Annotated in this window: 19 protein-coding genes; 10 read left to right on the top strand and 9 right to left on the bottom strand. The window is 65.0% G+C overall.

Annotation, left to right across the window (positions count from 1 at the left end):
- From H8A92_RS10565 to H8A92_RS10550, 4 genes are all read right to left on the bottom strand, one after another.
- Positions 1-901: amidase (locus tag H8A92_RS10565; RefSeq protein WP_249795535.1), on the bottom strand; the 901-nt coding region annotated here is incomplete at its 3' end.
- 44 nt (positions 902-945) lie between these two features.
- Complete coding sequence (locus H8A92_RS10560) at positions 946-1,740, bottom strand: FadR/GntR family transcriptional regulator (protein ID WP_229195743.1); 795 nt, start codon at positions 1,738-1,740, stop codon at positions 946-948.
- Between the two features lie 124 nt (positions 1,741-1,864).
- Positions 1,865-2,986 (bottom strand): amino acid ABC transporter permease, encoded by a 1,122-nt coding sequence (locus tag H8A92_RS10555; protein ID WP_229195742.1) that lies wholly within the window; start codon positions 2,984-2,986, stop codon positions 1,865-1,867.
- Position 2,987: 1 nt separating this feature from the next.
- Positions 2,988-4,175, bottom strand: a complete 1,188-nt coding sequence (locus tag H8A92_RS10550; RefSeq protein ID WP_229195741.1) for an amino acid ABC transporter permease — start codon at positions 4,173-4,175, stop codon at positions 2,988-2,990.
- Positions 4,176-4,273: 98 nt separating this feature from the next.
- Between H8A92_RS10550 and H8A92_RS10545 the strand changes: the two genes are divergently transcribed.
- From H8A92_RS10545 to H8A92_RS10525, 5 genes are read left to right on the top strand one after another with little or no spacing between them, the layout of a single operon-like run.
- Positions 4,274-4,915 carry a MurR/RpiR family transcriptional regulator gene (locus H8A92_RS10545; protein ID WP_229195740.1) on the top strand — a complete coding sequence of 214 codons (642 nt, stop codon included), beginning with the start codon at positions 4,274-4,276 and terminating at the stop codon, positions 4,913-4,915.
- A 29-nt stretch (positions 4,916-4,944) separates the two neighbouring features.
- Positions 4,945-5,148, top strand: a complete 204-nt coding sequence (locus H8A92_RS10540; protein WP_229195739.1) for a hypothetical protein — start codon at positions 4,945-4,947, stop codon at positions 5,146-5,148.
- A 5-nt stretch (positions 5,149-5,153) separates the two neighbouring features.
- Positions 5,154-6,503, top strand: a complete 1,350-nt coding sequence (locus tag H8A92_RS10535) for an aspartate aminotransferase family protein (protein WP_229195738.1) — start codon at positions 5,154-5,156, stop codon at positions 6,501-6,503.
- A 13-nt stretch (positions 6,504-6,516) separates the two neighbouring features.
- Entirely contained in the window at positions 6,517-7,527 is a 1,011-nt protein-coding gene (locus H8A92_RS10530; RefSeq protein WP_229195737.1) for an amino acid ABC transporter substrate-binding protein, read from the top strand.
- Between the two features lie 57 nt (positions 7,528-7,584).
- Complete coding sequence (locus tag H8A92_RS10525) at positions 7,585-8,217, top strand: aspartate/glutamate racemase family protein (RefSeq protein ID WP_229195736.1); 633 nt, start codon at positions 7,585-7,587, stop codon at positions 8,215-8,217.
- 13 nt (positions 8,218-8,230) lie between these two features.
- On the opposite strand, the gene H8A92_RS10520 is transcribed toward H8A92_RS10525, so the two are convergent.
- Both H8A92_RS10520 and H8A92_RS10515 read right to left on the bottom strand, forming a co-directional pair.
- On the bottom strand, positions 8,231-9,565 hold the full coding sequence (locus tag H8A92_RS10520) for an MFS transporter (protein ID WP_229195735.1): 1,335 nt from the start codon (positions 9,563-9,565) through the stop codon (positions 8,231-8,233).
- A 748-nt stretch (positions 9,566-10,313) separates the two neighbouring features.
- Positions 10,314-10,493 (bottom strand): hypothetical protein, encoded by a 180-nt coding sequence (locus H8A92_RS10515; protein ID WP_229195734.1) that lies wholly within the window; start codon positions 10,491-10,493, stop codon positions 10,314-10,316.
- 679 nt (positions 10,494-11,172) lie between these two features.
- Between H8A92_RS10515 and H8A92_RS10510 the strand changes: the two genes are divergently transcribed.
- On the top strand, positions 11,173-12,372 hold the full coding sequence (locus tag H8A92_RS10510; RefSeq protein ID WP_233285385.1) for a multidrug effflux MFS transporter: 1,200 nt from the start codon (positions 11,173-11,175) through the stop codon (positions 12,370-12,372).
- Positions 12,373-12,434: 62 nt separating this feature from the next.
- Here the strand turns inward: H8A92_RS10510 and H8A92_RS10505 are convergent, their stop codons facing one another.
- Positions 12,435-12,863: a DUF983 domain-containing protein gene (locus H8A92_RS10505; protein WP_229195732.1), complete on the bottom strand. Its 429-nt coding sequence runs from the start codon at positions 12,861-12,863 to the stop codon at positions 12,435-12,437.
- 120 nt (positions 12,864-12,983) lie between these two features.
- Between H8A92_RS10505 and H8A92_RS10500 the strand changes: the two genes are divergently transcribed.
- Positions 12,984-14,321, top strand: a complete 1,338-nt coding sequence (locus tag H8A92_RS10500) for an aminotransferase-like domain-containing protein (RefSeq protein ID WP_229195731.1) — start codon at positions 12,984-12,986, stop codon at positions 14,319-14,321.
- Positions 14,322-14,429: 108 nt separating this feature from the next.
- Positions 14,430-15,722, top strand: coding sequence for a serine hydrolase domain-containing protein (locus H8A92_RS10495; RefSeq protein ID WP_229195730.1), 1,293 nt, complete (start codon positions 14,430-14,432; stop codon positions 15,720-15,722).
- A 168-nt stretch (positions 15,723-15,890) separates the two neighbouring features.
- On the opposite strand, the gene H8A92_RS10490 is transcribed toward H8A92_RS10495, so the two are convergent.
- Complete coding sequence (locus H8A92_RS10490; RefSeq protein ID WP_229195729.1) at positions 15,891-17,123, bottom strand: rhodanese-like domain-containing protein; 1,233 nt, start codon at positions 17,121-17,123, stop codon at positions 15,891-15,893.
- Between the two features lie 246 nt (positions 17,124-17,369).
- Between H8A92_RS10490 and glgC the strand changes: the two genes are divergently transcribed.
- Together glgC and glgA are read left to right on the top strand one after the other, a co-directional pair.
- Positions 17,370-18,632: a glucose-1-phosphate adenylyltransferase gene (gene glgC, locus H8A92_RS10485; RefSeq protein ID WP_229183003.1), complete on the top strand. Its 1,263-nt coding sequence runs from the start codon at positions 17,370-17,372 to the stop codon at positions 18,630-18,632.
- Positions 18,629-20,083 carry a glycogen synthase GlgA gene (glgA, locus tag H8A92_RS10480; protein ID WP_229195728.1) on the top strand — a complete coding sequence of 485 codons (1,455 nt, stop codon included), beginning with the start codon at positions 18,629-18,631 and terminating at the stop codon, positions 20,081-20,083. Before glgC ends, glgA begins: the two co-directional genes overlap by 4 nt.
- Before the next feature lie 5 nt (positions 20,084-20,088).
- On the opposite strand, the gene H8A92_RS10475 is transcribed toward glgA, so the two are convergent.
- The gene (locus H8A92_RS10475; protein WP_229195727.1) at positions 20,089-20,421 is read right to left on the bottom strand and encodes a hypothetical protein; all 333 of its coding nucleotides are present in this window, start codon (positions 20,419-20,421) and stop codon (positions 20,089-20,091) included.
- Positions 20,422-20,505: the final 84 nt, after the last annotated feature.

Here is a 20,505-nt window from a genome sequence, read left to right as displayed (position 1 = left end):
CCACCGCAAAGCCGGCCTCCGCGAGCCAGCGTCCGGCGGCGCGGACCGCTGCGCTCACCTCCGGCGCCTCGTCGCCGAACGGCGCCGCCGCGATCGCAACACCGACCGGACGATTGAGCTTTGCGCCTTGCAGCGGCACCGGCATCCAGGTGCCGTCGCGCGCATCCGGTTGCGCCATCGCGGCAAGGCCGAGCCCGAGATCGGCGACCGAGCGGGCGAGCGGCCCCTGTACCGACATCATCTGCGCCGTGATCGGACGATCGCTGGTGGCCGATGGATTGAATGCGGGGATCCGCCCCGGCGTCGGACGCAGGCCGGCGACGCCGCAGGCGTAAGCGGGATAGCGGATCGAGCCGCCGAAATCGTTGCCGTGCGCGATCGCGCCCATTCCGGAAGCGACCGCCGACGCGGCACCTCCGCTGGAGCCGCCCGGCGTGAGCCGGCGACCCCACGGATTGTAGGTCGCGCCATGCAGATCGTTGTTGGTGAACCAGCGGTGCGAGAACGCCGGCGTGTTGGTCCGCCCGACGATGACGGCGCCCGCCTTGCGGAAATTCGCGACCACCGGACTGTCCTCGGCCGCGATGACGTCGCGGAAGGCGACGACGCCGTTGGTGGTGGCGTGGCCGCGCTGGTCGACATTGACCTTGATCGTGACCGGCACGCCATGCAGCACGCCGAGCTCTGTGCCGGATTTCACAGCGGCGTCCGCGGTATCCGCCGCGGCCAGCGCTTCGTCGGCGAGCACTTCGACCACGGCGTTCAAAGCCGGATTGACCTCGGCGATGCGATCGAGGCTGGACTGCACGGCCTCGCGGCTCGAAATCGCACGCGTCGCGATCGCACGCGCCAGGTCGACCGCCGACCAGCTCCACAACTCATTCTCGCGCCGCGTGACCATTGTTGATTCCTCCAACGCGTGATGCAGCAGTCAGCCGATGCGGGTCAGTCGAGCCGCAACGGCCGGTGAAAGACGGGCAGATCCATGCGGCGGTCTTCCGGGGGAACAACCACGGCCTCGGCGCTCAGCACATGGTCGAGCATCACGCGCCGGGCACGCGCCGCGTTGCCGGAGCGGAACGCGGCCATCAGGCGCTTGTGAAACTCGATGTTGTCGCAGGTGAAGCTGGATGCGAATTCCTGCACGCCGAGCTTGCCGATCAGATGGCGGATCGCCTCGTTGATGAAGCGGCACATCAGGCCAAGCAGCGGATTGGGACAGGCCTCGATCAGGATGTCGTGGAAATCGATCTCGGCGTGGCGGTGATGCTCCCAGTCCGCGTCACCGCCGGGATGATGCTCCTGGACCGCGATCGCCTTGTCGAGCGCGGCGAAATGCGCAGGCGTAAGGTGGCCGACCACGCTGAAGGCGAGCTCCGGCTCGATCAGCCGGCGGATCTGGTAGATCTGCGCGGTAGAGACCGACTGGAAATAGAAGTAGTTGCTGAGCAGGCCGACGATCCGGTTGATCGACACCGGCGCCACCCGCGCGCCGCCGCCGGGCCCGGTGGTGTTCTGCACCAGCCCCTGCACTTCCAGTGACTTCAGCGCCTCGCGGATGGTCGAGCGGCTGCAACCGAACATCTCGATCAGCTCGCTCTCCTGCGGCAGCCGGTCGTTGGGCTGCAACCCGGCCTGGAAGATGTGGCTGCGGATCAGATCGGCGACCGCGTCCGAGCGCTTGCGCTTGATCGAGGCACGGCGCGAGGGGTCAAGGGTGGGTAGAGCCGATTTATCCATTTATGATCATAAATAGGATCGGGACGGCTTGGCAAGGGGCGATCGCCCCAAAGGGTCGTCCTGCCCGGGGCTCATCATGGGCATGACGGCAGACTGAACATTTGGGGAATCGAGCGACGATCGCTCAGTTCGTTCCGCGTTGCGCCTCGAGGCTGCGGCTGTAGCGCGACATCGCAAAGCAGAACACGAAGTAGATCACGCCGACGAAGACGTAGACCTCGACGCTGAAGGACTGCCAGGCCGGATCGACGATCGCGGTCTTCGCCGTCGTCAAGAGATCGAAAATGCCGATGATCAGGACCAGGCTGGTGTCCTTGAAGAAGGCGATGAAGGTGTTGACCAGCGGCGGGATGACGTGGCGGATCGCCTGCGGCAGCACGATCAGCGCGTGCTTCTCCCAGTAGGATAGCCCGAGCGCATCGGCGGCCTCGTATTGACCGCGCGGCACCGCCTGCAGGCCGCCGCGCACGACTTCCGCAAGATAGGCGCCGGCATAGAGGATGAAGGCGATCTGCGCGCGCAAGAGTTTGTCGATGTTGACGCCGTCGGGCATGAACAGCGGGAACATCACGCTCGCCATGAACAACAGGCTGATCAGCGGCACGCCGCGGATCAGCTCGACATAGAGCACGCAGAGCGAGCGGATCGCCGGCAATTTCGAGCGGCGGCCGAGCGCGACCAGGATGCCGAGCGGGAAGCCGAACGCCAATCCGAAAGTCGCGAGGATCAACGTCACCGGCAGCCCGCCCCAGCGGTCCTGGGTGACAAAGGACAGACCGAGGAAGCCGCCCCACATCAGGCATCCGATCATGGCCAGGGCGGCGGCCCACAGCAGGAACAGCTCTTTGCGCCAGAAGCTGCGGCGGCTCGACACAGCGAACAGCGCGATGAAGATCGCAACCGCAAGCGCCGGCCGCCACTGCTCATCGAACGGATAGGTGCCGAACAGGATGAAGCGATACTTCTCCGGGACCACCGCCCAGCAGGCGCCGACACCGCGCAGCGCGCGGCAGGCGCTGGTGTCGTTGCCGGAGACGACCCAGACCGCGTTGGCGATGCCCCATTGCCAGAGGCCGATGCAGGCCTTGCCGAGCACGAACAGCAGCAGCAAGGTCATGATGCCGGACGGGATCGAGGCGAACAGGTTGGCGCGCAGCCACGCGGTGAAATGGCCGCCGAGCGCCCGCGGTGCGGGGCGCGGGCTGATCGGCAGCGGATCCTGCGGAAGGTGGGCGACCGAACTCATGTCAGCGCTCCACCAGCGCGATCCGCGCATTGTACCAGTTCATGAACAGGCTGATGCCGAGGCTGATGGTGAGGAACACCATCATGATCAGCGCGATCGACTCGATCGCCTGCCCGGTCTGGTTCAGCGTGGTGTTGGCGATCGAGACGATGTCCTGATAGCCGACCGCGACCGCGAGCGACGAATTCTTGGTCAGGTTGAGATACTGGCTGGTCATCGGCGGGATGATGACGCGCAGCGCCTGCGGCAGCACGATGTGCTGCAGCACGAAGCCGCGCTTCAGCCCGAGCGCCTTGGCGGCCTCCGACTGGCCGCGCGGCACCGCCTGGATGCCGCTGCGCACGATCTCTGCAATGAAGGCCGAGGTATAGGTGACGAGCGCGATCAGCAGCGCGAAATATTCCGGCGCGAGCGTCAAGCCGCCGACGAAGTTGAAGCCGCGCAGCTCGGGCAGCGTGATGCTCCAGCTTGCGCCCATAAGCAACGACACCAGCGCGGGCAGCACGACGACGAGGCCGAGCGCGTAAGGCCAGGCCGGCCGCGCCCGGCCGTCGAGCATCTGCTGCGCGATCAGGCGGCGCCTGACGAGATGGAGCACGATAAGGCCGGCGACCAGCGCAAGGATGGTCCACCAATTGGCCTCCTGCAGCGGGACCGACGGCAGGATCAGCCCGCGATTGGAGAGGAACACTCCCTCGATCGGCTTGAACGCCTGGCGCGCTGCCGGCAGGCCCTGCATCAGCACGTACCAGAACAGCAGCTGCAGCAGCAGCGGCAGGTCGCGCAGCACCTCGACATAGACGGCGGCGAGCCGCGCCAGCAACCAGTTCGACGACAGCCGCGCGATACCGACCAGCGTACCGATCACGGTCGCCAGCACGATGCCGATGACGGCCACGCGCAGCGTGTTGACGATGCCGACGATGAAGGCGCGCAGATAGGTGTTCTTCGGGGTGTAGTCGATCCAGGAATCCGCGATCGGCATGCCGGCTTCACGGCCGAGGAAGGCAAAGCCGGTCGAGATGCGCCGCACCGAGAGATTATGCACCGCGTTCGACCACAGCCAGACGACGATGGCGACTGCGATTCCGACCACCAGGACCTGCCAGAACAGGCCGGCGACGCGGGGATCGCTGAGCGAAAGCCGCCAGGGCCGGGCGGGAGGGCGTTTCGGCGTCGATGTCGTCACAGCACAAGGATCCTTGTGAGGATTGCATCGGAACGGGAAGCTCCAGACTGCGCACTTCATATGTTGCACCAAATTAATATTCATGCAACATATGTTTCATGGCCCAGGCTCAGCCGAAACCATCGCCCCTGAACGAATTGTGCAGCGCACTGCCCTCGCTGCCGATGCGCTTGCAGGAGGTCGGCCGGTTCGTCGCCGCCAATGACTACGACGCCACCACCCGCTCGATGCGCGAGCTTGCCTCCGTCGCCGGCGCCGATCCTGCATCCTTTACCCGTCTGGCAAAGGCGCTCGGCTATTCAGGCTGGGACGAATTGCGCGCCGCACTCACCGAGGCGCGGCGACCGGCGCAGGGCTCGCCGTTCTCCGGCCGCGCGAAGAGCCGCCGCGCCGGGCCGAATGCCGATGTCAAATTGGTGCACGACAAGCTCGAGGCTGAAGCCGCGGGGCTTGCGCGCATTTCCGCGAGCGCGATTGCGGACGCCGCGCGTGCGCTGCACGCAGCCAACCGGATCTGGATCACAGGCTTCCGCAGCTGCCGCGGCGTTGCGGAGCTGTTGACCTACCAGCTCCGCCTGTTCCGCCCCGACGCGGTGCAACTGGTCGGCGGTTCCGGCCCGTTCGATCTCGACCATGGCGCCTTCCGCTCAGACGACGCCGTGGTCGTGATCGGTTTCGCGCCCTACACGCTGGTCAGCGTCGAGACGGCGCGTGCGGCACATCAGCGCGCGCCACGCTGATCGCGATCGCCGATACGATCACGGCGCCGATGGCCGAAGGCGCCGATCATCTCTTGCTGTTCGAGGCCGCCTCCTCGCCCGGCTTCTTCCCGAGCCTCACCGGCGCGATCGCCGTCGCCCAGTCGCTCGCGGCCGTCGCCTTCACGCTGGGCGGCGCAGGCGCAAAACGCAAGCTGGAGGAGACCGAGGGCCGGCTTGCCAGGATGTCGCAATATACCGTCGAGAAAGGATAAGTATCATGGCCGCCGACAAGAGCCGCGTGATGCACCGAAGCCTGCGCGAGACCCCGCCGAAAGCGATTGGCGGCGACGGCGTCTGGCTGATCGCGGAGGATGGCCACCGCATTCTCGATTCCTCCGGCGGCGCCGCGGTGTCGTGTCTCGGCCATCAGCATCCGCGGATCCTGGCCGCGATCGCCAGGCAGGCATCGAAGATTGCCTATGCCCACACCGGCTTCTTCTCTTCCGAGCCTGCGGAAGAGCTCGCCGAGCGGCTGGTCGGCCACGAGCCCGGCGGCCTCGGCTATGTCTATTTCGTCAGCGGCGGATCGGAGGCGATCGAGGCCTCGATCAAGCTGGCGCGGCAATATTTCATCGAGCGCGGCGAGCCGAAGCGCGCGCGCTTCATCGCGCGCCGCCAGAGCTATCACGGCAATACGCTCGGCGCGCTGTCGGCCGGCGGCAATGCCTGGCGCCGCGAGCCCTACGCGCCGCTGCTGTCGCCCTCGTTCAGCCACGTCACGCCCGCCTTCGCCTATCACGAGAAGCGCGACGATGAATCGGAGGCCGCGTTCGTGGCGCGGCTCGCCGCCGAACTGGAAGCCGAGTTTCAGCGGCTCGGCCCTGAGAATGTCGCCGCCTTCATCGCCGAGCCCGTGGTCGGCGCCACCGCCGGCTGCGTGCCGGCGCCGGAAGGTTACTTCAAGGCGGTGCGCGAGATCTGCAGCCGCCACGGCGCGCTGCTCATCCTCGACGAGGTGATGTGCGGCATGGGCCGTACCGGAACGCTGCATGCGTGGGAGCAGGAAGGCATCTCGCCCGACATCCAGGCGATCGCCAAGGGCCTCGGCGGCGGCTATCAGCCGATCGGCGCGATGCTTGCGGGCAGCAGCATCGTCGATACCGTGCGCAACGGCTCCGGCGCGTTCCAGCACGGCCATACGTATCTCGCGCATCCGCTCGCCTGCGCCGCCGCGCTCGAAGTGCAGAAAACGATCGCCGAGGAGAGACTGCTCGACCAGGTCAAGGAGCGCGGCCGCCAACTCGAGCAGCGGCTGATCGAACGCTTCGGCAACCATCGCCATGTCGGCGACATCAGGGGCCGCGGACTGTTCTGGGGGATCGAGCTGGTCGCCGACCGCGGCACCCGGCAACCGTTCGATCCCAAGCTGAAGCTGCATCAGCGGATCAAGTCGGCGGCGTTCGCCGGCGGCCTCGGCTGCTATCCGTCGGGAGGTACCGCCGACGGCCAGCGCGGCGACCATGTGCTGCTCGCCCCGCCCTATATCGCAACTTCCGGCGACATCGACATGATCGTCGAAAGGCTCGGCGCTGCGGTAGACAGCGCGTTGAAAGATGTTGGTCACTAGGAGGAGGTGTAAAATGTACAGGGGATTGATTACCGCAGCCGTTCTGGTCGCCGGCGTCGCGAGCGCAAGCGCGGCGACGCTCGACACCATCAAGCAGCGCGGCACGCTGGTGTGCGGCGTCTCGACCGGCTTTGCCGGCTTCTCGGCGCCGGACTCGCAGGGCAACTTCAAGGGCCTCGATGTCGACTACTGCCGCGCGCTCGCCGCCGGCATTCTCGGCGATCCCGCCAAGGTGCGCTACGTCGCATTGACCGCGCAGAACCGCTTCACCGCGCTGCAGTCCGGCGAGATCGACGTGCTCTACCGCAACTCGACGCAGACCTATCTGCGCGGCACCACGCTCGGCCTGCGCCAGGGCCCGGTCAATTTCTACGACGGCCAGGGCTTTGTGGTGAAGAAGGACCTCGGCGTGAAGGAGCTGAAGGACCTCAAGGGCGCCACCGTCTGCGTCGCGCAGGGCACCACGCATGAGGTGACGCTCGGCGATTACGGCCGCGCCAACGGCATCGACTGGAAGCCGCTGGTGTTCGATCGCCCCGACACCATGTACCAGACCTTCTTCGGCGGCCGCTGCGATGCCATGACCCAGGACGCATCGGCGCTCGCCGGCGCGGTCGCAACCGCAGCGCCGAAGGCCGACGACTATGTCGTGCTGCCGCAGACCATCAGCAAGGAGCCGCTCGGCCCGTTCACCCGCAACGGCGACGAAGTGTGGAGCGACATCATCACCTGGCTGCATTACGGCCTGGTCGAAGCCGAAGAGCTCGGCGTCACGCAGGCCAATGTCGACGAGATGACGAAGTCGCAGGTCCCGGCGATCCAGCGCCTGCTCGGCGCATCCGGCGATCTCGGCTCGCGGCTCGGCCTCGACAACAAATGGCTGGTCGCAGCGATCAAGGCTGGCGGCAATTACGGCGAGATCTTCGAGCGCAATGTCGGCAAGGCCAGCCCGCTGAAGCTCGAACGCGGCCTCAACGGCACCTGGAGCAAGGGCGGATTGATGTACGCGATCCCGTTCAAGTAACGCTCTTCGCCTCTCCCCGCGAAGAGCGGGGAGAGGCAGATCAATCGGCAACAGCTCATGCGCATCACGCTAATTCACGCCCTGAAACACTCGATCGTGCCGATCGAGGCGTCGTTCGCGCGTCATTGGCCCGAGGCGCGGCTGATGAATTTGCTCGACGACAGCCTGTCGGCCGATCTTGCACGCGACGGCAAGCTCACCGAGCGAATGACCGAGCGGTTCCTCACCATGGGCCGCTATGCAGCAAGCACCGGCGCCAGCGGCATCCTGTTCACGTGCTCGGCGTTCGGCCCCTGCATCGAGGCGGTGGCGCGCGCGCACGCGCCGATGCCGGTGCTGAAGCCGAACGAGGCGATGATTGAACAAGCGGTCGCCAAGGGAAAGCGCATCGGCCTGCTCTCGACCTTCCCGCCGACACTGGTGTCGATGCCGCCGGAATTCCCGTCCTCGGTCACGCTGGTGCCGAAACTCGCCGAGGGTGCGCTGGCGGCGCTCGACCGCGGCGATCGTGCCGAGCACGACCGCATCTTGGTCGAGGCCAGCCGCGATTTGCGCGACTGCGATCTGATCGCGCTCGCCCAGTACAGCATGGCGCCGGCGGCCGAGCGCGTCGCCGAGGTCACCGGCCGCGAGGTGCTGACGACGCCCGACAGCGCGGTGTTGAAGTTGAAGGCGTTGCTTGGCGGTTAGCGCCCCTGCAGCGCTACCCGCCCGCATCCTTCACGTTCAGATCGACGCCTTGCGGATCCCTGATCGTCGACACCGTGATCAGCGAGATCAGCGACAGCACCGCGATGTAGACGCCGACGCGCCAGGACTCGCCGTAGGTGCCGATGATCCATTGCGCGATCATCGGCGCGAAGGCGCCGCCGAAGATGGCGCCGAGCGCATAGCCGATCGAGACGCCCGAATAGCGCACCTTGGCCGGAAACAGCTCGGCATAGAGCGCGGCCTGCGGGCCATAGGACAGGCCGAGCGCAATGGTGAGGCCGACGGCGCTGACGAAGAACAGCAACAGATTCTTGCTGTCGATCAGGAACCACATCGGCACCGCCCACAGCACCATCAGGGTGTAGCCGATCTGGAAACAGCGGACGCGGCCGATCTTGTCGCCGAGGATGCCGCCCAGCAGCGTGAAGATGAACCAGCTCACCGCCGCCAGCGTGCCGATCAAGAGCAGCTGCTCGGACGGCATCTTCAGCGTGTTGGCGCCATAGCTGATGATGAACGCGATCAGGATGTAGCCGGCCGCATTGTTGGCCATGAAGATCAACGCGGTGCGCAGGATCTCCTTACTGTGATTGCGCATCAGCTCCTTGAGCGGCGCAGAGGATTCCTTGTGCCGGCGCTGCATCGCCTTGAACACCGGAGACTCTTCAACCGTGCGGCGGATCACGATGCCGACGACGATCAGGAGGATCGACAGCAGGAACGGAATCCGCCAGCCCCATTCGATCATCGCCTGCTTTCCGAGCATCGTGGTCAGCACCCACAGCACGCCGGTCGCCAGGATCATGCCGAGCGGCGTGCCGATCTGCGGGAACGAGCCGAAGAAGCTGCGCTTGTTGAGCGGAGCCGATTCCACCGCCATCAGCGCCGCGCCGCCCCACTCGCCGCCGGCCGAGAAACCCTGCAGGATGCGGAGCAGAATAAGGAGTGCCGGCGCCCAGGCGCCGATCTGCGCGTAGGTCGGCAACAGGCCGACCAGCGCGGTCGCAGCCCCCATCAAGAGCAGCGTGACGACGAGCATGTTCTTGCGCCCGAAGCGGTCGCCGAGATGGCCGCAGACAATGGCCCCGAGCGGACGGAACAGGAAGGAGAGGCCGAGCGTCGCGAACGAGATGATCTGCGCCAGCAGCGGATTGTTCGCGTTCATCGGTGCGAAGAACAGTGCGCCGAACACGAGGCCAGCGGCCTGCGCGTAGACGAAGAAGTCGTACCACTCGATCGTGGTGCCGACGAGCGTTGCCGTGAGAACCTTGCGTTCCTCATCCGACAGTTCAGCGCCGCGCGAACGCGCGGATAGTTCGATGGACATGTGGCCTCCCCAAAACCGTTCTTGGCCGTGCGGGCGTGATCGGCGGCGATGCGCCTGCCCACACGGATGCTGGTAGCGGGATAGCAGAGGTTTCCGCGCGGCACGAGTAAATAGTTGCAGTAGCAACGATATTCCTGCGCTACCGGCTCCCGTAGCCGGTTCCATGACCCGGCTACCTCACCCGCCGCCGGGTGCTGTCCTGGTTAGGACACTCGGAAGAACAACCAGGACACTGCGCTCTGGGATTAATTGCGCTTGGTGGGTACGAGGCGGCCCACTAGATGCGCCCCTCGAAAAACTTCGACGATGTTTTTGTCGAGGAACTTGCGGGCGGACGATAGGGCCTCGTCATCGGACTTGCATGTGACGTTGATGGACGGGGCATCAACGTGGCCTTCGTCATCTAGAATGTAGATGCGGTACTCGTTCACGGCGGCCCACCCAATCGCCCTAAAGATGCGCTGGGAACTCGCCGGAGTCAGTTACACAGGTTAATTTCGCTCACTTGCGGAACGAGGTGCATTCGGCGCCGGTTAGCTTCCGGTCTGGCGTCTTCCCCGCCGGGTACGCCGGATATGACGTATGTAGACTTGGCCTCGGTGTCCCCTCGCTGGGGCCGTTTTTTGAGCCGACAGCGGCCTTCGCATTTGCCAAGTGTGGATAGAATCGGGATTACCCGGGCCGCTGTACTTTTCGAACGTCATCAGGGCTCAACCATTCCTCTTGGATGGCGCGCCGAATTCCATCTTCAATCAGGGCCTGCGGACGGCGGTTGCTGGTCCGCTCTTTGACCTGCCTCTAGCCAATCAGCGAGAACCTTGTACTCGCGCTCCATTTTTTCGAGCTCTTCTTTGGCCTCTTGGTGCCCAGTGATGGCAGCTTGCAGGTGGCACTCGCGCTCCAGTGCGCGGTACATGCGGTGCGGCATCGTCGTTACCCCGTTGCCCGCGAACCCTAACCCGGTGTTCTCAAGCCTGGCATTTAACTATGATGGCTCGCCCGCGCGGGTGGTGTTTTCTCTCTGGGGAAAGGCTCTTGTGTTTTCCGGCCGATGAATGTGTCGGGCATTGGAAACCGCTTCAGGAATTCGGCGGCTTCTCTGACGAACTCTTGCAGAACCCGCAAGTTCTCAGCTTCTCGCTGGGATGGACGATAGATTCCGCGCCGCAATGCCATGGCTGTGCTCCCCGATTATGCAGGCGGGAGCACCTTGGTCTCTCAGCCACCGACGCCTACAGGCAGAGCCTCGGCCGGTGATAGCGATATCATATCACGTGCCGTTGCCCCCGGTTCGTTCTCCTAAGATTAAATCCTGTGATCTGGATCAAAGGCCGGACATGGGTAGAACATCGGATGGGTGGCTCCGTACTCATACCCAGAACGACCGCCAAGGTACGGTTTCCGTACTCGTAATCCGAACTGGGACACTCTCAAATTCGATCCTGGACACTGAGGCTAAAATACCGACAGCACCCGCCGCCGACGGTCTCCCATGCCAAAACGCCGATTGTGCATTGCAGCAAGAGCATTATGATCCGATGCTCTCCAAGAGGTCGTAAGTGTCTGACATCAATGCCGATGCCTGGGTTTCCTCAGGCCACCGCCCGATGGGATTTCCGGAATTCGTCGTCGTCATCGCTTCCATCATGGCGCTGAACCCGTTGGCGATGGACATGATGCTGCCGGCGCTGCCGAACATCCGCTCCGCGTTCCAGATCGCCGACGCCAACCGCCCGCAGATGGTGCTGTCGATCTTCCTGGTCGGCTTCGGGGTCGGCCAGTTCGTGATGGGCCCGCTGTCGGACCGCTTCGGCCGCCGCCCGGTGCTGCTCGGCGGCATGACGGTCTACACCATCGCCGGCCTGCTCGCGATCATGGCGCCCTCGTTCGAGACGCTGCTCTTGGCGCGCGCGCTGCAAGGGCTCGGCACCGCGGCGACACGCGTGATCGCGACCTCGATCGTGCGCGACTGCTACGCCGGACGGCGGATGGCGAGCGTGATGTCGCTGGCGATGATGGTGTTCATCGCAGTCCCGGTGATCGCGCCGTCATTCGGCCAGGCCGTGATGCTGCTGACGCATTGGCGCGGCATCTTCGTGCTGCTGATGATCTACGGCGTGATCGCGCTGGCCTGGAGCGCGATGCGGATGCCGGAGACGCTCCCCAAGGAGCTGCGCAAGTCGCTGGCGATCCCGGAGGTGTTGTCGGCGTTCCGCCAGACCGTCACCAACCGCCAGACGCTCGGCTATGCGCTCGCCGCCGGCGGCGTGCAGGGCTCGCTGTTCGCCTTCGTGTTTTCGTCGCAGCAGATCTTCACCGAGGTCTTCAAGCTCGGGCATTACTTCCCGGTTGCGTTTGCGGCCTGCGCGGTCGGCGTCGCGATCGCCGGCTTCCTCAATTCGCGCATCGTCGGCCGCATCGGCATGCGGGTGATCTCGCACGCCGCACTCACCGGCTTTGCCGTCGTCGCCGGCGCACTGTTCATCGCGGTGAAGACCGACACGCTGTCCCTGCCGCTGTTCATGGTGCTGGCCGGCCTGATGATGTTCGCATTCGGGCTGATGATGGCGAACTTCACGGCGCTCGCGATGGAGCCGCAGGGCAAGATTGCCGGCACCGCCTCCTCGCTCTACGGCACCATCACCACGCTGATCGGGATCGGCGTCGGCACCAGGATCGGCCAGGACTACGACGGCACGCTGCTGCCGTTCGCGACCGGCTTCTTCCTCTGCACGCTGGCCGCGCTTGCGGTAGTACTGGTGACGGAAATGGGTCGGATGTTCCGGCCGCATCACCATCCGATTTGATCTTGTAGGGTGGGTTAGCCGAAGGCGTAACCCGCCACCTTCGTCGCAAGCAGAGCGGCGGATTACGCTTTGCTAATCCGCCCTACAGAGCCCACGATGTTCCGCACCGGCGCGGCTGCACGCCGCGTCGCCGCGAACCCCTCCATCCCGAGCTGCCACTGCAAGCCGACGATCGCGCCCTTGGTCGGCTGCAGCAGCGCCAATGCGCTGAACAGCGTGACAGGCAGCCAGATTGCCAGTTGCAGCCAGGCCGGTGGCGCGTAGGTCATTTCCATCCAGAGCAGCGCCGGCACCACGACGTGGCCGACCACGACGATCACGAGATAGGCCGGAAAATCATCCGCACGCTGCGGGGTGAAGTCCTCGCCGCAGACCTCGCAATGATCAGCCACCTTGAGGAAGCGGCCGAACAAATGGCCGCGCCCGCAGTTCGGGCACTTCATCGCAAAGCCGCGCAACATCGCCTTTGGCAGGGAAACCGTCTCGGTCATTTGCGTAATCCTTGACCTGATCTGATGATCCATACAATATGTATTTCAACACCGACAATCAAAGACAAAGCGCTGGATTGCATGGATTGGATCCCTACAGTTTCGGAATGGCACGGCCCGATGTTCCTACGCATCGTCGACGCGCTCGCCGCCGACATCGCCAGCGGCCGGCTGGTGCGCGGTCAGCGGTTGCCGACCCACCGTGCGCTGGCAACGGCGCTCGACATCGATCTGACCACCGTGACGCGCGCCTATGGCGAGGCGCGGCGGCGAGGCCTGCTCGACGCCCGCGTCGGCCAGGGCACCTTCGTTTCGGAGACCACCGCGCGCGCGGCATCCGACCTGGCCACGCCCGTCAACATCGACCTGTCGATGAATTTGCCGCCGCAGCCGGTCGAAGCCAATCTCGATCTGCGCATCGCGCAGGGACTTGCGAACATCCGCTCCGAGGCCGGCTTTTCCGCCTATCTCGGCTATACGCGTCCCGGCGGCACCGCTGACGAACGCGAGGTCGGTGCCGCCTGGCTCGCACCGCGTGTGTCGAACGCATCGGCCGGCCGCATCGTGATCTATCCGGGTTCACAGGCGATCATCTTCAACGCGCTGCTGGCGCTGACATCACCCGGCGATGTGGTGCTGACGGAAGCGTTGACGTTTCCCGGCATCAAAGCCGCGGCGGCACGCCTCGATGTCCGCCTCGTTGGTGTTGCGATGGACGCGGAGGGCGCGAGGCCCGACGCGCTCGACGATGCCTGCCGCAAGCACAAGCCGAAGGCGATCTATCTGGTGCCGACGCAGCAGAACCCGACCACGGCGACGATGGGCGCGGCGCGCCGCAAGGCAATCGCCGATATCATCCGGAAACGCGGCTGCGTCCTGATCGAGGATGACGTTTACGGCCCGCTCGAACCGCAGGTAGCGCCGATCGCCACCCTGATTCCAGAGCATACCTACTACGCCGCGAGCATCGCCAAATGCATCGCGCCGGCGTTGCGCGTCGCTTATCTGCTGGCGCCCGATGCGAGCGCCGAGCAGCGGATGCGCGCCAGCATGCAGGCCACCATGCAGATGCCGCCATCCTTAATGGTCGCGCTGGTCACGCAATGGCTGCGCTCCGGCGTCGCCGCCGACATCATCCGCGCCATCCGCAACGAGGCGGCCGCCCGCCAGCAGCTTGCCGCTCGCTTCCTCAAGGGCGTGACCTATGCGGCACGCCCGGCCAGCCACCATCTCTGGATGCCGCTACCGAAGCATTTCGACGGCACCGACCTGCTGTCGCATCTGATGCGCAACGGGCTCGCCGTGGTCGCCGAGGACGCCTTCGCGGCAGGCGATGCCGCGCCGCGGGGCTTGCGCGTCTCGCTCGGCGCCGCGCGCAATCGCGCGGAACTGAGCCAGGCGCTGCAGGTGCTGTCGAATGCGGTGCGCACGCCCGTCGGCGCCACGCAGATTGTTTAGAATTCGACCATCGTTAGGGAATAAACGCGCTTGAAAATGATTATGGTGCGGGGGCGCCTGGGCTAGAAGTGGCGGCGTTCAGGGCATCAGGCAGGGGCGAGCTTCTCAATGTCATGTGGATACGATCGGGCGATCCAGCTTGCCCTGCGGACGCTTCGTGCGACCGCGATCTCGTGTCTTGCGTTTGTCATATCGGGCGCCGCGCGCGCCACCGATGCCCCTGTCCCGTCGCCGGAGAAGCTCGAACGCATCACCGAGTTCTTCAACACCGAGGTCTCCAGCGGTCGCATTCCCGGCGCCGTCATCCTGATCCAGCAGCACGGCAAGCCGGTCTATCTGAAGACCTTCGGCGACCGCGACGTCACGACCAAATCACCGATGCGCCCGGACACGATGTTCGCGCTGCATTCGATGACCAAGCCGATCACCAACACCGCCGCGATGATGCTGGTCGACGAGGGCAAGCTGTCGCCGCAAGATCCACTGTCGAAATACATTCCGGCGTTCGCCGACGTGAGGGTCGCGATCGAACCGGATGGCGGCAACGATCCTGCCAAGGTGGAACTGGTGCCGCCGATCCGCCCCGTGACCATCGAAGATATCATGCGGCACACTTCGGGCATCACCTACGAATATATCGGCGCCGACTGGATCCAGAAGATCTACCGCGCCGGACATCTGTTCGACGGCAAATTCGACAATAAGGAATTCACCGCGCGGCTGGCCAAACTGCCGCTGTCGCGACAGCCCGGCACGCTGTGGCGCTACGGTCATTCCACCGACGTGCTCGGCCGGGTGATCGAGATCGTCTCCGGCAAGACGCTCTATCAGTTCGAGAAGGAGCGCATCTTCGATCCCCTGAAGATGAACGACACTCGATACGTGCTCGATGCCGAGACCGAGCGGACGCGGCTGGCCGAACCGCTGCCTTCGGATACGATCCTGATCGACGGCGAGAACGACCGGCGCGCGCATCCGGAGTGGGAATCCGGCGGCGGCGGCCTGGTGTCGACCATTCTCGATTATGCGCGCTTCGCGCAGATGCTGCTCAATGGCGGCGAGCTTGACGGCAAGCGCTATCTCAGTCCGGCGGCCTTCAAGACCATGACGAGCGACCATGTCGGCCCGGGCTCCGGCGTCGGCCGCGACTATTGGTACTTTCCCGGCGACGGCTTCGGTTACGGCTACGGCATCGCCGTGCGCACCGATCCCGGCATTGCCAAGCCGCCGCCGCCCGGCTCGATCGGCGAGTTGAAATGGGACAGCGGCAGCGGCACCTATTTCGGCGTCGATCCGAAACTCGACATGATCTACATCATGCTGGAGCAGACCCAGAACGAACGCCAGCGCATCACGCCGGCATTCAGGAAGCTGGTCTACGACGCGTTCAGCCCGGATTGAGTGAAGATCGGCAACTCCGTCATTGCGAGGAGCGAAGCGACGAAGCAATCCATCTATCCACGAGCAAGCGTAGCGATGGACGGCTACTGTGCATGGGGTTGTTTTCGATATTTTGGCGGAGCGACCCAGCAACTCGGCACCGATGCACCGCCGTCACCAGGTAATCCGCTAGATCACGTAAAATCCATGCGTGCCGTCGCGGCGAAGCTGATCGACGAGGCCGTACTCCCAATCGAGATAGGCCTGCATCGCCTTTTCTGCGACGCCGGTGCCTTCATAGGGGCGCCGATAACGGTGCGCGGGATCCGGCCTCGGCACGACGCGCGGCGCGCCGACTTCGAGCCGGCCGTCATAGCCGCCCTCGAGCACATAGACCTCCCACGCCATCTGCGCGAGCCAGGACGCCGTCATGTCGGCACGGATGCTTTTGTCATCGCTCAGCACGATGCGCGCGCCCCGTACCGGCGCGGCCATGTCGATTTCCTGCACCAGCTGGCCGCCTGCATAATGGCGGAAGCCGGCAAGGTGACCGGCGGCGTATTCCTCGGCATCGCGCACGTCGAAGCGATACAGCGTACGCTGTGCATCACCTTCCAGCGCGGCGAGTTCGTCCATGCCGATGTGACGGACGCCGGCGCGATAGGCGACCTCACGCGCATTGTCGCCGGCGCCCGCGAACGGTCCGATCTCGCCGCGCTTGCCGGCCCCGTGCTCGAGATCGTGCTTCGCCAGCGTCCAGCCGATCGTGCCGTTGCGCAGTGCCCGCACCTTGTTGGGCAGCCCGGCATTGATCAGCGACTGCGTGCCGATGATCGAGCGGGTGCGCCCTGCGCAGTTGACGATGATGGTGGTGTCGGGATCGGGCGCGGCACTGCCGGCACGCAGCACCAGCTCGGCGCCTGGCACGCTGACCGAGCCCGGGATGTTCATGGTGGCATATTCGTCGAAGCGGCGAACATCGAGGATCGCGATGTTGGCCTTGTCCGAGATCAGCGCGGCGACCTCGTCGGCGCTGAGCGAGGGCGTATGCCTGCGTGCCTCGACCAACTCGCCGAACGCCTTGGCATAGGAATTGACATCCTCGAACACCTCATAGCCGGCCGCCTTCCAGCCTTGCAGGCCGCCCGTCAGCGCCGCAACGTTGTCGTAGGCCAGCGCCCGCAACTGGTCGGCCGCGGCAGCGACCAGGCCTTCGCCATTGTCATAGAGAACGATCGGCACGTCCTTGCGCGGCAACCGCAGCTCGGCTTCGAGCGCGATCCGGCCGGCGGCCATGTTGGCGGCAAACAGCGGATGGCCGGTGGCGAATTCCGCCTCGTGCCTGACGTCGAGCAGCGCAATCTCCCGGCGCAGCAAGAGCGTTGCACGGACGGTCTGGGGCGTGACGGACAAAACTGTCATGGAATGTTGGCCTGGGCAGGAAACGGGCAGGCTTGCTCTAGGCCGAAATCGCGGCTCGTCAATAGGCTTAACCAAGTCGCAACCCCGCTGCCCGGGACCCGCAATCCAGGGAACGAAAACCTGCCATCCCGCTTTGCCCAACCGGGACGCACTTGCTACGTTCCCGATCGGCCCCGTTGGCGCCCGATCAGGCCTTCCGGACAAGAGAAGGCAGCGGGGCACGCCTGAGGCTCTGGGAGGATGACCATGAGAACTGTCGGAAATGAACCATTGTCGCGTCACGCCCTCGCCTTCGTGCTGGCCGGCGGACGCGGCAGCAGACTTCAGGAGCTCACCGACAGGCGCGCCAAGCCGGCGGTGTATTTCGGCGGCAAGTCGCGCATCATCGATTTCGCGCTCTCCAATGCGGTGAATTCCGGCATCCGCCGCATCGCGGTGGCGACCCAGTACAAGGCACACAGCCTGATCCGGCATCTACAGGGCGGCTGGAACTTCTTCCGCCCGGAACGAAACGAGAGCTTCGACATCCTGCCCGCAAGCCAGCGCGTCTCGGAGACGATGTGGTATGTCGGCACGGCGGATGCGGTCTACCAGAACATCGACATCATCGAGGCGCACGGCACCAAGTACATCCTGGTGCTCGCCGGCGACCACGTCTACAAGATGGACTACGAGATCATGCTGAAGCAGCATGTCGAGAGTGGTGCCGACGTCACCGTCGGCTGCCTGGAAATGCCGCGAGCGGAATCCTCCGGCTTCGGCATCATGCATGTCGACGAGAACGGCCTGATCGAGTCCTTCCTGGAGAAGCCGGCTGATCCGCCGCCGATGCCCGGCAAACCGGACAAGTCGCTCGCCAGCATGGGCATCTATGTCTTCAATTCGGAATTCCTGTTCGACGAATTACGCCGCGATGCCGCCGACCCGAACTCCAGCCACGATTTCGGCAAGGACATCATTCCCTACATCGTGAAGCACGGCCGCGCGATCGCGCATCAGTACAACGATTCCTGCGTCCGCTCCGGCGACGATCCCCGCGCCTATTGGCGGGATGCCGGCACCGTCGATGCCTATTGGGCAGCCAATATCGATCTCACCGACGTGGTGCCGGAGCTGGATCTCTACGATCGCTCATGGCCGATCTGGACTTATGCCGAGATCACCCCGCCCGCCAAGTTCGTGCATGACGAGGACGGCCGGCGCGGCCAGGCGGTGACCTCGCTGGTTTCGGGCGCCTGCATCATCTCGGGCGCGGCGCTGCGCCGCTCGCTGCTGTTCACCGGCGTCCACGTCAATTCCTACGCCAATGTCGAGAACGCGGTGATCATGCCGTATGTGAATGTCGGCCGCGGCGCGCAGCTCAGAAACGTCGTGATCGATCGTGGCGTGCGGATTCCTGAAGGGCTCGTGGTCGGCGAAGATCCCGAGTTCGACGGCAAGCGCTTCCGCACCACCGAGCAAGGCATCACGCTGATCACCCAGCCGATGATCGACAGGCTCGGGACATGACGTCACTGCGCGTCCTCGCGGTCGCCTCGGAAGTCTATCCGATCGTCAAGACCGGCGGCCTCGCCGACGTGGTCGGCGCGCTACCGGCGGCGCTGAAAGAGCACGGCGTCGCAACGCGGACGCTGGTGCCGGGCTATCCGGCTGTGCTCAACGCGCTCGCATCGGCGGAGACGCTGCTGCATTGGCCCGAGTTCTACGGCGGTCCGATCCGCGTGCTCGCCGGCACGCATGCCGGCCTCGATCTCTATGCGCTCGACGCGCCGCATCTCTACGCCCGGCCCGGCAATCCCTATGTCGGTCCGGATGGACGCGACTGGCCCGACAACGGCATCCGCTTTGCGGCGCTGTCACGGATGGCGGCGGAAATCGGCCGCGGTGCGATCCCGTCTTTCGTCCCCGACATCGTGCACGCGCATGATTGGCAGGCCGGGCTCGCGCCGGCCTATCTGCATTATGGCGGGTCCCCGCGGCCAAGCACGGTGATGACGGTGCACAACCTCGCCTATCAGGGGCAATTCTCGCCGGACATGCTGGCGACGTTCGGCCTGCCGGGCGAGGCCTACGCGCTGCACGGCGTCGAATATTACGGCACCATCAGCCTGTTGAAGGCGGGCCTGCAATTTGCCGACCGCGTCACCACGGTGTCGCCGACCTATGCGCAGGAGATCCAGAGCGACGAGGGCGGCATGGGGCTCGGCGGACTGCTCCGCGAACGCTCCGACGTACTGAGCGGCATCCTCAACGGCATCGACGTCGATGTGTGGAATCCGGCGACCGATCCCGATATCGCCGCGCGCTTCAGCGCCGAGCAGCCGGCGGAGCGCGCGGTCAACAAGGCCGCGCTGCAACGGCGCTTCGGGCTCGATGCCGCGCCGGACGCGATGCTGCTCGGCGTCATCAGCCGGCTGTCCTGGCAGAAGGGCCTCGACCTGCTGCTCGAGACCGTTCCGACGCTGCTTGGCGAGGGCATTCAGCTCGCGCTGCTCGGCAGCGGCGATCGCGATTTGCAGGATCGTTACACCGCACTGGCGCGCGACAATCCCGGACGGATCGCGGTCGTGATCGGCTATGACGAGGCGCTGGCGCATCTGATCCAGGCAGGCGCGGATGCGCTTGCGGTGCCGTCACGCTTCGAGCCGTGCGGTCTCACCCAGCTCTGCGCGCTGCGCTATGGCGCGGTCCCGATCGTTGCCAATGTCGGCGGCCTTGCCGACACCGTGCTGGGCTTCGACGAAGCCACCGTCACAGGCAGTGCTGCAACCGGTGTCAAGTTCGCACCCGTCACTGCGGATGCGCTTGCTCATGGCTTGCGCAAGGCGAACCTGCTGTTCAACGACAAGGTGACCTGGCGCCGGCTGCAACAGGCCGGCATGGCCACCGATGTCTCCTGGCACAATCGCGCCGGCCGCTACGCCGCGCTCTATCGCGAGCTCGCCGCGGCGCGCCGCTAGGCCGATCAGTTCACCAAATCGCAGGACGCAATACGGTTGATGTCGGCGAGGCGACGGTCGGGATTTCCCTTGAAATCAAGGCTTGCGACGAGATCGAGCAGCCGGCCATAGGCGCGATCGGCGACCGCCACAGGCAACGGCTCCTCATCGAAGGCCTCGATGTAATTGCCGACGAGACCGCTCAGCAGCCGGCACATCGCCCGTTGCTCGGGCTCATGCCTGCTCAAGGTCTCGAGTTTTTCCTGGAGGGTTCGGTAGGTCCGCAAGCCATGCGGCTGTTGCGCGAGCCAAGCGTGAAGATCAGTGTTGTGCAAATCGGGATTGTGTAAATCAGTCATATCAGCCTCTTCAGAATGGAGAAGAAGCTACCGGCTTATACAGCCGATCATGGTTCCGCGCCATGACGATTTTTGCATGCATCC

This window comes from Bradyrhizobium acaciae (genome assembly GCF_020889785.1).
Taxonomy (GTDB): domain Bacteria; phylum Pseudomonadota; class Alphaproteobacteria; order Rhizobiales; family Xanthobacteraceae; genus Bradyrhizobium; species Bradyrhizobium acaciae.
Note: the sequence above shows the minus strand (reverse complement) of the source record. Positions and strands in the feature narration are given on the sequence as shown.